This window comes from Halomonas saccharevitans (assembly GCF_032333995.1).
Taxonomy (GTDB): Bacteria; Pseudomonadota; Gammaproteobacteria; order Pseudomonadales; family Halomonadaceae; genus Halomonas; species Halomonas saccharevitans.
In genome coordinates, this window is sequence record NZ_JAVXUR010000001.1 from 100292 (window position 1) to 115703 (window position 15412).

Below are 15412 nucleotides of genomic sequence, written 5' to 3' on the forward strand. Positions count from 1 at the left end.
GAGACCCTGAGTGAATCCTTCACCTACACGCTCTCCGATGGCAGTGCCACGGACACCGCCGATCTGACGGTGACCATCACCGGCCAGGACGATGGCGTGACGCTGACCGGCCTCAGCGCCGAAGGCGCCGAGCAGAGCGTTGACGAAGCCGCCCTGGCGGATGGCTCCAGCCCGGATGCCGCCGCGCTGACCCAGAGCGGCAGCTTCAGCTTCACCGCCCTGGACGAGCTGGGCAGCCTGAGCGTGGGCGGCCAGAGCCTGGGCCTGGCCGACCTGCAGGGGCTGTCCGCCAGCACGCCGGTCACCCTGACCAGCGCCTTCGGCACGCTGACCCTGACCGGCTTCAGCGGCGATGCCGCCGGCGGCACGCTGGATTACAGCTACACCCTGACCGCCCCCGTCGACAACGACAGCGTCACGGACGCGACCGACACGGGCTACCTGGACAGCTTCGCGGTCAGCGTCGTCGACACCGACGGCAGCAGTGCCGACGCCTCGCTGGACATCCAGATCGTCGACGACGCGCCGAGCGTCAGCATCGACGCAGTAGACAGCAGCGTCAGCCTCGACGAGAGTGTTGCCGGCGAAGCCTTCGCCAATGGCTCGATCAGTGCCACCAGCAGCGCAGTGATTCTCACCCTCGACACCGATTTCGGTGCCGACGGCGCCGCGGCCAGCAATGCCACCGTCTATGGACTCGCACTGAGCGGTGACGGCAGCACCGGCCTGGCGACCGCCGCGGGCGATCATGCGATCACCCTGGTCGCGACCGATGCCACCACCATCACCGGCCAGTACGATGCGGGCGCCGGGGCACAGACCGCCTTCACGGTGACGATCAACGCCGACGGCACGCTGAGCGTGTCCCAGAACGTCGCCCTGGAGCATCAGGATCCCACCGACGACAACGACACGCTCGACCTGGCCGGTCTGATCACCGCCACGGTGACCGTGACCGATGCCGACGGTGACACCGACAGTACCAGCGCCGAGGTTGGCGGAGCCGTAACCTTCTTTGACGACGGTCCCAGCGTGGAGACAGGTTCTTCAGTTGATATCGATGTCGCTATGGATGACTTCGGTATCAGGGGTATGGAAGGAACTTGGGTGGATCCGACAGGAGGGTCAGCAACAGTAAATAATGACCTCATCGAGGATGGTAACGGTACCGCAGTCGTTTGGGGAGGTGACGACTTCGATGACGCCTCAGGCTACAAGTTTGAATACGCCGAAAATATTGATGCTGGAGATAGTCTGGTGTCTGGTGCTCCGATTTCTTTGGGTACCTTTACTCACGTAAACCAGCCGATTTCAGCAGGGACGGCGATCAATGGTGTGACGATGAGTCTCACGGTCGACGTCATGCTGAACGGTCAGCTCTATTCCATACCGGTAGAGGTGGTCATTGATCATAATGAAACATCGAATAGTTATGGAGATGAACGTGATAACGATGAAATTACTATCGAGAGCGTCACAATTACGGATCAAACAGTCCTTGATAGTCTGACTGCTGCAGGCTATGAGTTCACCATTCCTGGCTTCCAGGATTCAGGCGGTGATCTCGTTTTGGGAGTGACAACACCGGAAGGAGCGTCCACATCTTTCGATTTGTATGCCAGCATCGATTATGTTGGTAATCCGGCCACCTATGAAGGTGATCTGAATCCTGAGTGGGGGGCGGATGCTGCGGCAGGCGTTGAGCCTATCACTGTTGAGCATACTAATGGCAACGTCTCTACGCTTAATGCTGACGGTAATGTCGTAATCGAGGGTGAGTATGGAGTCCTGACAGTCGCGCCGGATGGTTCCTACTCCTATGTGATGACTCCTGAAGGGCGCCAGACTCTCAAGGATAGTGGAACTCTGAGCGAGGAGTTCACCTATACCCTCACGGATGGTGATGGTGATTCGGCGACTAGTGACCTCCAGTTCGATCTGACAGCGGAGTATCAACCAGTCGTGCTCGTCGATAGCAGCAGTGATGCTTTTATCAATCTATCTCAGGCCAACGAGTGGGATGGGGGTGATGTCTCAGTTCAGGCGGGTTGGCGTGGTTCACAAACTTCCACCACCCAGACACATGAGTTTACGCTTGGTGACTTTGAAAGCGCCTCCATCTCGTTTGCGGTTGATATTGAAGACCGAGGAGAGGCTTTCGTTAACGCTGCCTTGTACGAGTCAGATGGCGAAGGTGGATGGCATGAAATAACGTCTCAGGTCTATAACAGTAACGGTCAGGTGAATTTCCATGATCTAAACCAGGCTGGTACCTATAGGCTGGAACTGACTTCTTATGCTCAAGGGAGAGACTTGAGTTGGGGCTGGAAATACTCTTCCGCATCTGCTGATGACATTGCGGTCAATGCCACTCAGGCTACGTTCGACTCGACTTCAGGAAATGTTCTCGACGAGCTAGGGACCTCGATTGGCAGCAATGATTTCGATCTCATGGTCGAGGTTGATAACAGCTTCGTGACTGTGACGGATGGCACGCAGGTAGCCGGTAAGTACGGTACGCTGACGTTGAATTCGGATGGTTCCTATGCCTACGAGCCCGACGCCGACCCGACGAATCTGGGGCAGGTCGATCTCTTCACCTATCAGGTGGTGAATGTCCATGGCGAATCTGGTACCGCGTCGCTTTCTATCAATTTGGATAGCGATGAGACATGGAATGTGGATGTCGGAACCGAAAGTGCTGACACATTGGATGGGACCGTCGTCGGTGATGTCCTGGTCGGTGGGCTCGGTAATGACGAGCTTGATGGAGGAGAGGGTAATGACATTCTTGTTGGAGGAGAAGGCAACGACACCCTGACCGGAGGCCTTGGTGCCGATACCTTCGTCTGGCATCTTGGCGATGAAGGCTCCGTCTCGGATCCGGCTGAGGATAGCGTCACGAACTTTACCCTCGGTACTTTCGGGACCGATGATAACGCCGACAAGCTCGATGTCTCTGATATGCTGAGCAACATGGATGACAGTGCAGATCTCTCCAGCTTTATTCAGGCAGAGGAGAGCGGAGCCAATACCATCCTGCATATCAGCACTGAGGGTAATCTTACGGATGGTGATGTCAGCGCTGCTGATCAGGCTATCCAGCTGGACGGGGTCGCCTTCAGCGAAACGATTGTTCAAGACATGATCGATAACGGCCAGCTAAACATCGAGTAAACGTCCACCACCCGACCCCAGTGCCCGGCCTTGCCCGGGCGCTGGTTTGTTGTCCTCCAGGCTGCTGTCAGGTTCTCCAAGGAGCCCGTCTATGTACATCAAGCGCGACAATGAAGATCGCATCGAGCTGGTCAGCCGGGAGGAGACGCCGGAATGTCCGGAGTACCTGTCGGCGGACTCACCGGAACTGCTGGCCTTCCTGATGGAGGAGGAGAGCGGCAAGGGGGCGGCGCGTTTTCAGGCTTCGGATCTCGCCTTCGTGCGGGTGCTCGAGGACGTGATCGAGCTGCTGATGGACAAGGGGGTGATCAGCTTCACCGACCTGCCGGAACCGGCTCAGGAGAAGGTGATGGAGCGCCAGACGCTGCGGCGTAGGCTTAACGGCCTGCAGCTGGTGACCGGCAGCGATGACGAGGGCGGTGTGATATAGACCCGTTGCCGATACTTCGACAGGAACAAGGGCCGGCGTCCGCGAGGACGTCGGCCCTTGTCGTGATCAGTCCGCTGGCTTCTCATGCTGACGAATGCCAGGCCCGGTGGCCCCATCCAGGCCCAGCTCGAAGAGCACACGGGCCTCTTCCCGGTTTTCGACACCCTCGCCGATGGCCAGGATACCCAGCGAATGGCAGAGCGTGGCCATGCCGCGCAGGATGGTCTGCTGCTCGGCGACCCGGTCGATGCCCCTGACCAGGGTGCGGTCGAGCTTGAGGTAGGCGAGCCCCAGGTCCTGCAGGTCGGCGATCCGGGTGAAGGAGGCGCCCACGTGCTCGAGGCCAATCCGACAGCCCAGCGGCTGCAGGGCGCGGCACAGGCTGCGAAAGCTCGCCAGGTCGTGGATGGCCATGGCTTCGGGAATCTCCAACCACAGCAGTTTGGCGACGTCCGGACGCGCTTTGAGTCGGGACTGCAGCTCGATAACGAAGTGCGCATCCTGGATCGATGCCACCGACAGGTTGATGCCCAGCGGCTTGCCCCGGTGAGTAATGTCGCGAATGGCTTCATCGATCACCGCCAGATCGAGCTGGCTATCGAGCCCCAGTCGCGAGATCCACGGTATGAAGACCCCGGCGGGCTGCCACTCGCCGGCGAGGCGCAGGCGCGAAGGGCACTCGATGTGCAGCAGTTCGCCCGTCGCATCCAGTACCGGATAGTGGGCCAGGTAGATACCCTTGGCCATGGCCACCTGCAGGGCGTAGCGCCATTCGTCGTGGCTGGTGAAGAGGCTGCGCCGCTGCGGGCCCTCGGCGATCATCAGTCCCTCATCGCTGCGCGTCTCGGCCGCCGAGAGGGTGCCGTCGAGACTGGCCAGCAGCATGCTGCGCTGATCGCCCTGAGCATAGTCGATCAGCGCGCCGGGAAGCCCCACCGGGGTGCGGCCGCGTTCACGCATCGCGGCGAGACGCCTGCCGAGATCGTGGCGGAGCTGTTCCAGGTCGATCTTGCCGGGTAGCAGCATGACGAAGTCGCTGCCGTTGAGCCGGCCCACGATGCCGCCGCCGTGAGCCTGGCCGAACTGCTCCAGGCCATGGGCCATTTCGTTGAGCAGGGCGTCGGTCTCGGCGCGGCCCAGCCGCTCGTTGATCTCGACCAGGTGGGCCAGGCGTACCAGGGCGAGGGCACCGCTCGCTCGCGCGTCCTGGCTGTCCAGGTGGATCTGCAGCTGTGAGAGGAACGCCTCGCGATTCAGCACGCCGGTCACCGGGTCGTGCTGTAGCTGCTGTCGAAGCCGATCGAGCTTCTGGCTCTCCTCGCCGAGCATGTTGCCCACTGCGGCGGAGAGCCGATTCATGGCCTCGACCACCTCACGCAGCTCGCGGGTCCGTGGGGCGGGGACGGTCGTGAAGCGGCGTTGACCGATGTGCTGGGCCTGTTCGACCACGGCGCTCAGCGGGCGGCGAATCTGGCGCACGATCCACCAGGTGAGCAGCAGGCTGATGACCGCGGCGAGGCCGAACCAGCCCACCAGGCTCAGGGTGCTCCTCCACAGCGAGCGATAGGCGAAGCTGTGCTGGCTTTCCAGTACCAGGGTGCCGAGTTGTCGCCAGCCATCCTGGACCACGGCGCGGCCGGGCGGCACCTCGATGTGTACCAGATCGACGAACCAGGCCGGCACGTCCCGGATGGCATCACCGCCGAGGCGTTGCTCGATGATCTCGCCCTTCGGGGAGCGCAGTTCCACTCGCCGGTAGTGCCCGGTGTCGAACTGGGCCGAGACCAGCAGCTCCAGGGTGACCGGATCCTTGGGCATCTGGCTCATCGTCAGCGCCAGGGCGCTGGCGTTGTCGGCGTTCTTGATCAGCACTTCCTGCTCGATGTAGGCCCGGCTGGCGGTGACCCCGATGAACAGGCTGCCCCCGAAGGCGAGCAGCAGCAGTGCCGCGACGATCAGCCAGAGCTGCTTGATGAGTGACATGTCCTACTCCCCTTGAATGAATCCCTGCTGTCGCATGCGATCGATCACGCGCCGCCAGCGCGATAGCCGGGCCACCGGGTCGGCGCGTGACTGCGACGAGCCGGCAGCCCACAGGCCGCGGCCGTTGAAGCTGAACAGCGGATCGAGGTCAGTGCGCCGCGAGCCGCGGGTGATCGAGGGCACCAGGTTGTCCAGCACCAGCGGGTCCGCCCCGGGCGTCTCGTAGTAGCCCAGCACCATGTGCGCCTGGGTGATGCTGCTGCGGCCTATACGCGCACGCACGTAGATCAGGCGCAGCTCCTCCTCCGATACGTCGAGCTCCTTGAGGGTGACGTACTTGGCGATGGTGAAGTCCTCGCAGTCGCCCTCACCGCGCCCCAGCGTCTCCAGCGGCGTGGCCCAGTAGTCCTCCTGACGCCAGATATCGATATCTTCGAGCCAGCGAATGCGCCGGTTGAAGAAGTCGTTGACCCCGCGTAGGCGAGCCTCCAGGTCGGCCGGGCGCAGCCGGTCGAGCAGGGCAAACCACTCCTCGAGGACCGCGACGCCCTGGGCGCCGTACTCCGCCTGCATGGAGCGGCGAAGCTGCTGCGGCGAGAGGCTGGCCGCCACCGGTGATGGGCCAAGCCCCAGGCCGGCGAGCAGCCACAAGCTTCCCAAGCCCGCCAGGAAACGGCGACGCACGGGCGAGTCGAGTGTCCGGTATGACGGGGGAGACATGGAGTCGGCCTGAATGAGCACTTGCTCAAGTCTAGGGGGAGCAGGCACCTAATGCGAGCGGGGTGGCCGTTTCAGCACGGCCTATGCGAGGCTGGCGGCCTATCCCTTGCCCGGCCCGAGCCAGACCCGCAGGCGCCCGATCCAGGCGAGCCGGCTGGCGGCCCGGCGCAGCGCCTGCGCCGCCGCGTCGAGATCCTGCCCCGGCGGCAGGGTGTCGACGTAGAGCGAGACGTCGACCTGGTTGTCCAGGTAGTGCAGATCCAGATCCACGCACGCCTGCCAGATCGGCAGGTCGTGCCAGGCCTGGTCGAGCACGCCCTCGACATCGGCACGCAGCGGCGGGGCCGGGCGCAGGCTGTGTTCGGTTTCTCCCGCGTCGTCTTCAGGGTCGATGTGGAAGGTCACGTCGTGGAGGTTGGGGAAGGTCTCACGCAGTCGGCGGCTGGCCTCGTTACCGATCTCGTGCGCCTCGGACACCGTGACCCGGGGAGGCACCACGATGTGCAGGTCGAGCAGGATGTCGCTGCCCAGTTTGCGGGCGCGCAGGTCATGCACGCTGCGCACTCCCGCGACCTCCTCGGCCGCACGCTGCATGGCATCGCGCTCCTCGGCCGGCAGGGCGGTGTCGATCAGCTCCCGGCCGGATTCCCACAGCAGCCGTCCGCCGACCTGGCCGACCATGACGCCCACCACGATAGCGGCGAGGGCGTCCATCCAGCCCACGCCGATCTGGGCCGCCACCAGGCCGATCAGTACCACCACGGTGGAGAGCGCGTCGGAGCGTGAGTGCCAGGCATTGGCCTCGAGCAGCCGCGAATTGACGCGCCTGGCCACCCGCATGGTGTAGCGAAAGATCCACTCCTTGGCGAGCAGGGCGATAACAGCGATACCGATGGCCCAGAACCCCGGGGCGGGGATGGGCTCGCCCTCAAGCAGCCGGCCGATGCTCGCCCAGGCGATGCCGCCGGCGACGAAGATCAGCACGCTGCCGAGCCACAGGGTCGCCAGGGTCTCGATGCGGCCGTGGCCGTAGGGGTGATTGCTGTCGGGCTCCTGGCGGCCGAAGTGCGTGGCGGCGACGACGAAGAGGTCGGTCAGGATATCGGAGAAGGAGTGGATGCCGTCGGCCACCAGCGCCGCCGAGCCCACCATGACGCCGGCGATCATCTTGGCGACGCCGACGGCGAAGTCGATGACGGCGCCGATCAGCGTGACCCGATGCGCCTCGCGGGTCTGGGCGGCGCGTTCCATCGCGCTGCCGCGTTCGCTCCTGGGCGGTTCATGTGCGCTCGATGACTCGTCCCTCATGCCGTGCGTCTCACTGGCAGCGTCCGGCCTTGTTGAGCACGGGGTTGGCGTACTGGGTCAGCCACCAGTGACGTAGCTCCTCGGGCACCGTCTGCAGCCGTGCCTGGAAGCGGGCACGGTCGGCATCGCTGACTTCGCTCAGCTCCAGCAGCTCCGGCGCCTCGCCCAACGCCTCCAGGGCCAGGTAGTGGCTGGGGAAGAGGTGGTAGCCGGCGAGCACCTGGCGGTCGACCTCGGCGGCTACCTCCTCGGGACCCGCGAGATCGGCCGAGAGCGGGGTGCCGAAGGTCAGCTGAACCCGTCCCTTGTGGCCGGTAATGCCGGCGACGATGGAGCTGATGTCCTCGAACTCGCTCTTCTCGTAGTTGCCGCTGTCCTCGAGGGCCCGCAGCTCGCGGGCCTTCTGCAGATCGCAGGGATCGTACTCGTAGCTGATCGACACCGGCACCAGGCGCAGCTCGGCGACGGCCTCGCCGATCGCGGCCTGACGATCCTCGCCGCGCCGCGCCATGGTCAGCATCTTGATGATCGCCGGATCGGTGCGGTCGATACCGTCCTTGGCGCGCCCCTCGCGCTGGGCCATCCAGATCGAGTGGTTGTCTCCGAGGATGGAGTGGCGGATATAGGCGGAGAGCTTCTGGTAGGCGGCCAGCATGGCGCGCTTGCCCCGGGCGCTACGCGGCACGATGAAGCTCTTGTTGAGGCGCATCAGGTCGTTGACGTAGGGCTTCTTGAGCAGGTTGTCGCCGATGGCGATGCGCACCGTGTCGCGCCCGGCCAGATAGAGGGCATAGTTCACGAAGGCCGGGTCCATCGAGATGTCGCGATGGTTGCCGATGAAGAGATACGCGGTGTTCGGATCCAGCTGCTCCAGCCCCTCCACCCGAAAGTCGTCGGTTGAGTTCCTGAGCATGCGCTGCATGTAGCTGGCGATGCGCATTTGGAAGTCGTACACGCTGGCCACGCCGCGGGTCTCGCGGCGGATGGCGAAGCTGGCCAGGGTCCGCGAGAGCCTCGGCATGACGCGGGCCAGGCGCGGCAGCCGATAGCGGGTCAGAGCGTCGAGCAATTCGCCGTCGTGGACGAGGCGCTCGAGCACCTCGGCCACCTCGTCGTCCTGGTAGGGGCGAATGTCGGCCCAGGGATCGGCTGCGGTGGTGTCTTGTGTCTCGGTCATGTCTTCCAGGCTGTGGTCGTGGGCGATCAGGCGCTCGGGGCGTCGCCGGCGCTGCCGGCCTCGCCACCCAGCCACTCGATCAGGCGCTCGATGTTCTCTGCCAGCGCCTGTGTCATCAGGATGAAGTCGGTCTCCAGACGCACCAGGGCATCGTCGCCGTCGTCGGTCTGGGAGGCCTCGTCAATGAGGGCGTCGTCGAATCGCAGCGACTTGATCGCGAGGTCGTCATGCAGCACGAAGCTTAGCCGTCCCTCGATCGACAGGGCCAGCTTGCTGGCCTGGCGGCCGCTTTCCAGCAGTTGCTGGATCTCGTCGCTGTCCAGGTCGACCTGCCGAGCGCGCAGCACGCCGTCGTCGCCCTTGGCCTTCAGCTCCACCTGGTCGCCGAGCACCAGGTCGGCCGGCCGCGAGCCGGGGTCGCCGAGCCAGGTGGTCATGGCGCGCATCGGCAGCGTCTGGCTGGCCAGCGGCGTCACCTTGAGGCTGCCCAGGGTCTCACGCAGCAGGTCGAGGAGCTCCTCGGCGCGGGTACGCGAGCTTGAGTTGATGGCGATCAGCTGGCGGCGGCTGTCCCACCACAGATCGACCTTCTGGCTGCGCACGAAGGCGCGGGGCAGCAGCTCCTCGTAGACCTGCTCCTTGATGGTGAGCTTCTCCTGGCGTCGCAGCTTGCGACCCTCGCTGGCCTCGATCGCCTCGCTGCGCTCCTCGACCTCCTCGCGAACCACCGAGGCGGGCAGGATGCGCTCCTGGCGCAGCGCGGTCAGCAGTCGCTGCCCCTGCAGCTCGTGGAGCAGCTGCGTCCCGGTGCGTCCGGCCGGCGCGCACCAGCCCAGGCGGCGTGCCTCGCTGCCGCCCAGCGGACGAAAGGCCTGCTCGTCGAGGGCGGTTTCCAGGCTGGCGGCATCCAGCTCAGGGGCGTCGTGCAGGCGGTAGAGATGCAAGTGCTTGAACCACATGGCGCATTTCCCGGGAGAAAAGGGGGCATATTATGGCCAAAGGGCGGCGCGGGTGCCAGCGCCCTAGGCCATCGCCGAGGCGTCGTGTTCAAACGGTGGTTTGAACGCCGGCGCCCCGGCTGGCTAGAATCGATGTTCTTTTCGTTGTTCATCGTTCAAGCCCAGGAGCCGTCAGCATGGATTCTCGCCTCTCCCGTACCACCCTGCGCGTCAGGGGTTATCACCTCGATGGCTACGGTCACGTCAACAACGCGCGCTACCTGGAGTTCCTGGAGGAGGGACGCTGGGCCTACTTCGATGAGCGGCCTGGCCTGGCGGCCTTCCTGTCGCGCGGCGATCTGGCCTTCGTCGCGGTCAACCTCAACATCGACTATCGGCGAGCCGCCGTGGCCGGCGATGACCTGGAGGTGCTGACCCGGCTCTCCGAGATTGGCTCGCGTCGTGCCCGCATCCATCAGGAAATTAGTCGCGTCGGGGATGGCAAGGTGGTGGCCATTGCCGACATCACCTTCGTGCTGCTCGACGTGGCGACCGGCAGGGCGGTAACGATCGATGGCGAGATCCGTGAGGCCATGGCGCAGCTGGTGCTCGCCTAGCTCCCTTATCAGTATCCGGGATGGTATGATGTAAGGCTGTTATTGCGCGCCATGTCACGGCCACGTGACGCGCCAACCTGTTGCAGTGCAAAGGATTCGACGACCCATGGGTGACATCGCCAGAGAGATTCTGCCAGTCAATATCGAGGACGAGCTCAAGCAGTCGTACCTCGATTACGCGATGAGCGTGATCATCGGCCGTGCGCTGCCTGACGTGCGCGATGGCTTGAAGCCGGTGCACCGGCGCGTGCTGTTCGCCATGCACGAGCTCGGCAACGACTGGAACAAGCCGTACAAGAAGTCCGCCCGCGTGGTGGGCGATGTCATCGGTAAGTACCATCCCCACGGGGACAGTGCCGTCTACGACACCATCGTGCGCATGGCCCAGGACTTCTCGATGCGCCACGTGCTGGTCGATGGCCAGGGCAACTTCGGCTCCATTGATGGCGACAGCGCCGCCGCCATGCGTTACACCGAGGTGCGCATGGCCAAGCTCTCCCACGAGCTCCTGGCCGACCTCGAGAAGGACACCGTCGACTGGGTCGACAACTACGACGGCACCGAGCGGATTCCCGACGTGCTGCCGACCAAGGTGCCCAACCTGCTGATCAACGGCTCCTCGGGCATCGCGGTCGGCATGGCGACCAACATTCCGCCCCACAACATGGGCGAGATCATCAACGCCTGCCTGGCGCTGATCGACGACTACACCCTGAGCGTCGACGACCTGATCGAGCATGTCCCCGGTCCGGACTTCCCCACCGGGGGCATCATCAACGGCCGTGCCGGCATCCTCGAGGCCTACCGCACGGGCCGCGGGCGCATCTACGTGCGCGCCTGTCACACCATCGAGCATGACGACAAGACCGGTCGCGACCACATCATCGTCAGCGAGCTGCCCTATCAGGTGAACAAGGCGCGGCTGATCGAGAAGATCGCCGAGCTGGTGAAGGACAAGAAGATCGAGGGCATCGCCGAGCTGCGCGACGAGTCCGACAAGGACGGCCTGCGGGTGGTGATCGAGGTCAAGCGCGGCGAGTCGGGCGAGGTGGTGGTCAACAACCTTTTCGCCCAGACCCAGCTGCAGACCGTCTTCGGCATCAACATGGTCGCCATCGAGGATGGCCAGCCGAAGATCATGAACCTCAAGCAGATCCTCGAGGCCTTCATTCGCCACCGCCGCGAGGTGGTCACCCGGCGCACCCTGTTCGAGCTCAAGAAGGCCCGCGAACGCGGTCACATTCTCGAAGGCCTGGCGGTCGCCATCTCCAACATCGACGAGGTGATCGAGCTGATCAAGGCCTCGCCGAATGCCTCCGAGGCCAAGGAGAAGCTGCTGGCCGCCACCTGGCAGCCGGGGCAGGTCACCGAAATGCTCGAGCGGGCCGGTGCCACCTCGTGCAAGCCCGAGGATCTGGAAGAGGGCTTCGGCCTCAGCCAGACCGGTAGCGACTACCGCCTGTCGCCGGCCCAGGCCCAGGCGATCCTCGAACTGCGTCTGCACCGTCTGACCGGGCTCGAGACCGAGAAGCTTCTCGACGAGTATCTCTCGATCCTCGAGAAGATCGCCGAGCTCACTGCCATCCTGGCCTCCGCCGATCGCCTGCTCGAGGTGATCCGCGAGGAGCTCACCGCGGTGCGCGACCAGTTCGGCGATGCGCGCAAGACCGAGATTCAGGCCAGCCATCTGGACCTGCGTCTCGAGGACCTGATCGCGGAGGAGGACATGGTGGTTACCGTGTCCCGCACCGGCTATGCCAAGACCCAGCCGCTCTCCGACTACCAGGCCCAGCGCCGTGGCGGTCGCGGCAAGTCGGCCACGTCCATGAAGGACGAGGACGTCATCGAGCACCTGCTGGTGGCCTCGACCCACGACACCGTGCTGCTCTTCTCCAACCGCGGCAAGGTCTACTGGCTGAAGGTCTATGAGATGCCGGTGGCCAGCCGCGGCTCGCGCGGCAAGCCGCTGGTCAACCTGCTGCCGCTGGACGAGGGCGAGGCGATCAACGCCATCCTGCCGGTGCGCGACTACGACGCGCAGAGCTACATCCTCTTCGCCACCGCCAAGGGTACGGTCAAGCGCACCAGCCTCGAGCAGTTCTCACGGCCGCGCAGCGTGGGCCTGATCGCCATCGATCTCGACGAGGACGACCGCCTGGTCGGCGCTGCCATCACCTCGGGTTCCGATCACGTGATGCTGCTGTCGTCCAACGGTAAGGCGATCCGCTTCGAGGAGTCCAACGTGCGCGCCATGGGCCGCACCGCCCGCGGCGTTCGCGGCATGCGCCTGCTCGAGGGTGCGGAGGTGATCAGCCTGATCATCCCGAAGAGCCAGCAGATCGATGCCGAGGCCGGCTTGGAGAATGAGGCCGAGGCCGAAGCGGAGGAGGGCGCCAGCGTCGAGGCCGGCAACGGTGGTCAGATCTACATCCTTACCGCCAGTGAGAACGGCTACGGCAAGCGCACCCGCCTCGAGGAGTTCCCGCTGCGCGGCCGCGGCGGCCAGGGCGTGATCGCGATGCAGACCAGTGAACGCAACGGTGCCCTGGTGGCCGCCATGCAGGTCTACTCCGCGGACGAGATGATGCTGATCACCGATCGCGGCACCCTGGTGCGTACCCGCGTCGAGGAGGTGTCCACCACCTCGCGCAATACTCAGGGCGTGATGCTGATCCGCCTCGGCAACGACGAGAAGCTGGTCAAGACCGTGCGCGTCGATGAGCCCGAGGAGACGGTGGAGCCGGAGATCGAGGAAGACACCGCGCCGACGGGCGACGACGCGCCCTCGACCGGTGACGCGGATGCCGGCGGCGAGACCGGCGAGCAATAAGGACACCCAACGCTGATGACACGTCACTACAACTTCTGCGCCGGTCCGGCGGCCCTGCCGGCCGCCGTGCTGGAGCGTGCCCGCGACGAGATGCTGGACTACCGGGGGCGCGGCCTCTCGGTGATGGAGATGAGCCACCGCTCGTCGGAGTACGTGGCCATCGCCGAGCAGGCCGAGGCCGACCTGCGCGAGCTGCTGGCCATTCCGGATAACTACCGGGTGCTGTTCACCCAGGGGGGCGCCAGCCTGCAGTTCTCCGCGGTGCCCTACAACCTGCTGGGTCACGGCGGCCGCCCCAACTTCCTGCATACCGGAATCTGGGGCAAGAAGGCCATCGCCGAGGCTCGCCATCTGGTCGGCGACGTGCACGTCGCCGCCAGCAGCGAGAGCAACGGCCACAGTGCGGTGCCGCGCGAGGAGGAGATCGTCCTCTCGGAGGACGCCGCCTACCTGCACTACACCGCCAACGAGACCATCGGCGGTCTCGAGTTCGACTATATTCCCGGCAGTAAAGAGGGAGGGCTGCGCCGCCCCGATGGCACCGAGGTGCCGCTGGTCTGCGACATGTCCTCGAGCATCCTCTCGGGGCCCCTCGATGTCTCGCGGTTCGGCGTGATCTACGCCGGCGCCCAGAAGAACATCGGGCCGGCGGGCCTGGTGGTGGTCATCGTGCGTGATGATCTGCTGGATTGCGCCCGCGATGACATGCCTTCTCTCCTGGGCTACCGGGCGCTGGTTGATGCCGGCTCCATGGTCAACACCCCGGCCACCTACAGCTGGTACCTTGCCGGGCTGGTCTTCGAGTGGCTGAAGCGTGACATCGGCGGGTTGGCCGCCATGGACGCCCTCAACGCGCGCAAGGCCGACAAGCTCTACGCGGCGATCGATTCAAGCGCTCTTTATGCCAACCCGATTACGCTTCGCAATCGCTCGCGCATGAACGTGCCCTTCGTGCTGGCCGACGCGAGCCTCGATGCGGCCTTCCTGGCCGAGGCCGAGGCGGCCGGGCTCCTGAACCTCAAGGGCCACCGCAGCGTCGGCGGCATGCGGGCCAGCCTCTACAACGCCGTGCCCGAGGCCGCCGTCGACGCGCTGATTGCCTTCATGGCCGATTTCGAGAAACGCAGGGGATAACTCCATGACCGAGCCTTCCGTCAGCCTCGAGGCGCTGCGCCAGCGCATCGACGCCCTCGACAACGATATTCTGCGCCTGATCAGCGAACGCGCCGCCTGTGCCCAGGAGGTCGCCGCGATCAAGGCCGAACATGAGTCCGGCGGCGTCTTCTACCGGCCCGAGCGCGAGGCTCAGGTGCTGCGTCGCGTCATGGAGCTCAATCACGGCCCGCTGGACAGCGAAGAGATGGCGCGACTGTTCCGCGAGATCATGTCGGCGTGCCTGGCCCTCGAGCAGCCGGTCAAGGTCGCCTACCTGGGGCCGGAAGGCACCTTCACCCAGCAGGCCTCGCTCAAGCACTTCGGCGAGAGCGCCATCAGCCTGCCGATGGCCGCCATCGACGAGGTGTTCCGCGAGGTGGAGGCCGGCGCCGTCAACTACGGCGTGGTGCCGGTGGAGAACTCCACCGAGGGCGTGATCAACCACACCCTCGACTCCTTCATGGACTCCTCGCTTCGCATCTGCGGCGAGGTGGTGCTGCGCATCCACCATCATCTGCTGGTGGGCGAGACCACCCGTCGGGACAAGGTGTCGCGGATCTACTCCCATCCGCAGTCCTTCGCACAGTGCCGCAAGTGGCTCGACGCCCACTTCCCCCACGCCGAGCGGGTGCCGGTCTCCTCCAACGCCGAGGCGGCGCGCCTGGTCAAGACCGAGTGGCACAGCGCGGCCATCGCCGGCGATATGGCGGCCAAGCTCTACGACCTGTCCAAATTGGCCGAGAAGATCGAGGATCGCCCGGATAACTCCACGCGCTTTTTGATCATCGGCAACCAGGACGTGCCGATCTCCGGCGAGGACAAGACCTCGCTGGTGGTAGCGATGCGCAACCAGCCCGGCGCGCTGCACGATCTGCTCGAACCCTTCCATCGCCACCATATCGACATGACGCGTCTCGAGACCCGTCCGTCGCGCAGCGGCGTGTGGAACTATGTCTTCTTCATCGACTTCAAGGGGCACCGCGAGGAGCCGCAGGTCGCGGCCATGCTCGAAGAGGTCAAGCTGCGCGCCGCCGAAGTGAAGGTGCTGGGCTCCTACCCGGTCGGCGTGCTCTAGGC

Annotated in this window: 11 protein-coding genes; 6 read left to right on the forward strand and 5 right to left on the reverse strand. The window is 64.7% G+C overall.

Annotation, left to right across the window (positions count from 1 at the left end):
• The coding region (locus tag RSO68_RS00505) for a BapA/Bap/LapF family large adhesin (RefSeq protein ID WP_315585037.1) at window positions 1–3177 on the forward strand (3177 nt) is incomplete at its 5' end.
• A gap of 91 nt (window positions 3178–3268) precedes the next feature.
• On the forward strand, window positions 3269–3607 hold the full coding sequence (locus RSO68_RS00510) for a tryptophan synthase subunit beta like protein (RefSeq protein ID WP_315585038.1): 339 nt from the start codon (window positions 3269–3271) through the stop codon (window positions 3605–3607).
• 66 nt (window positions 3608–3673) lie between these two features.
• Here the strand turns inward: RSO68_RS00510 and RSO68_RS00515 are convergent, their stop codons facing one another.
• From RSO68_RS00515 to RSO68_RS00535, 5 genes are all read right to left on the reverse strand, one after another.
• Window positions 3674–5590, reverse strand: a complete 1917-nt coding sequence (locus tag RSO68_RS00515) for a bifunctional diguanylate cyclase/phosphodiesterase (protein WP_315585039.1) — start codon at window positions 5588–5590, stop codon at window positions 3674–3676.
• Between the two features lie 3 nt (window positions 5591–5593).
• Window positions 5594–6310, reverse strand: a complete 717-nt coding sequence (locus tag RSO68_RS00520) for a transglutaminase-like cysteine peptidase (RefSeq protein ID WP_315585040.1) — start codon at window positions 6308–6310, stop codon at window positions 5594–5596.
• Window positions 6311–6409: 99 nt separating this feature from the next.
• Window positions 6410–7561 carry a cation diffusion facilitator family transporter gene (locus RSO68_RS00525; RefSeq protein ID WP_315585041.1) on the reverse strand — a complete coding sequence of 384 codons (1152 nt, stop codon included), beginning with the start codon at window positions 7559–7561 and terminating at the stop codon, window positions 6410–6412.
• A gap of 67 nt (window positions 7562–7628) precedes the next feature.
• Entirely contained in the window at window positions 7629–8795 is a 1167-nt protein-coding gene (locus tag RSO68_RS00530; protein WP_315585042.1) for a 1-acyl-sn-glycerol-3-phosphate acyltransferase, read from the reverse strand.
• A 26-nt stretch (window positions 8796–8821) separates the two neighbouring features.
• Window positions 8822–9754 carry a recombination-associated protein RdgC gene (locus tag RSO68_RS00535; RefSeq protein ID WP_315585043.1) on the reverse strand — a complete coding sequence of 311 codons (933 nt, stop codon included), beginning with the start codon at window positions 9752–9754 and terminating at the stop codon, window positions 8822–8824.
• Window positions 9755–9930: 176 nt separating this feature from the next.
• Here RSO68_RS00535 and RSO68_RS00540 point away from each other — a divergent pair, with 176 nt between their 5' ends.
• From RSO68_RS00540 to pheA, 4 genes are all read left to right on the forward strand, one after another.
• Window positions 9931–10350 carry an acyl-CoA thioesterase gene (locus tag RSO68_RS00540; protein ID WP_315585044.1) on the forward strand — a complete coding sequence of 140 codons (420 nt, stop codon included), beginning with the start codon at window positions 9931–9933 and terminating at the stop codon, window positions 10348–10350.
• A 106-nt stretch (window positions 10351–10456) separates the two neighbouring features.
• Window positions 10457–13180 carry a DNA gyrase subunit A gene (gyrA, locus tag RSO68_RS00545; RefSeq protein WP_315585045.1) on the forward strand — a complete coding sequence of 908 codons (2724 nt, stop codon included), beginning with the start codon at window positions 10457–10459 and terminating at the stop codon, window positions 13178–13180.
• Between the two features lie 15 nt (window positions 13181–13195).
• Complete coding sequence (serC, locus tag RSO68_RS00550; protein WP_315585046.1) at window positions 13196–14314, forward strand: 3-phosphoserine/phosphohydroxythreonine transaminase; 1119 nt, start codon at window positions 13196–13198, stop codon at window positions 14312–14314.
• Window positions 14315–14318: 4 nt separating this feature from the next.
• Window positions 14319–15410, forward strand: coding sequence for a prephenate dehydratase (pheA, locus tag RSO68_RS00555; protein ID WP_089850892.1), 1092 nt, complete (start codon window positions 14319–14321; stop codon window positions 15408–15410).
• The last annotated feature ends 2 nt before the right edge of the window (window positions 15411–15412 follow it).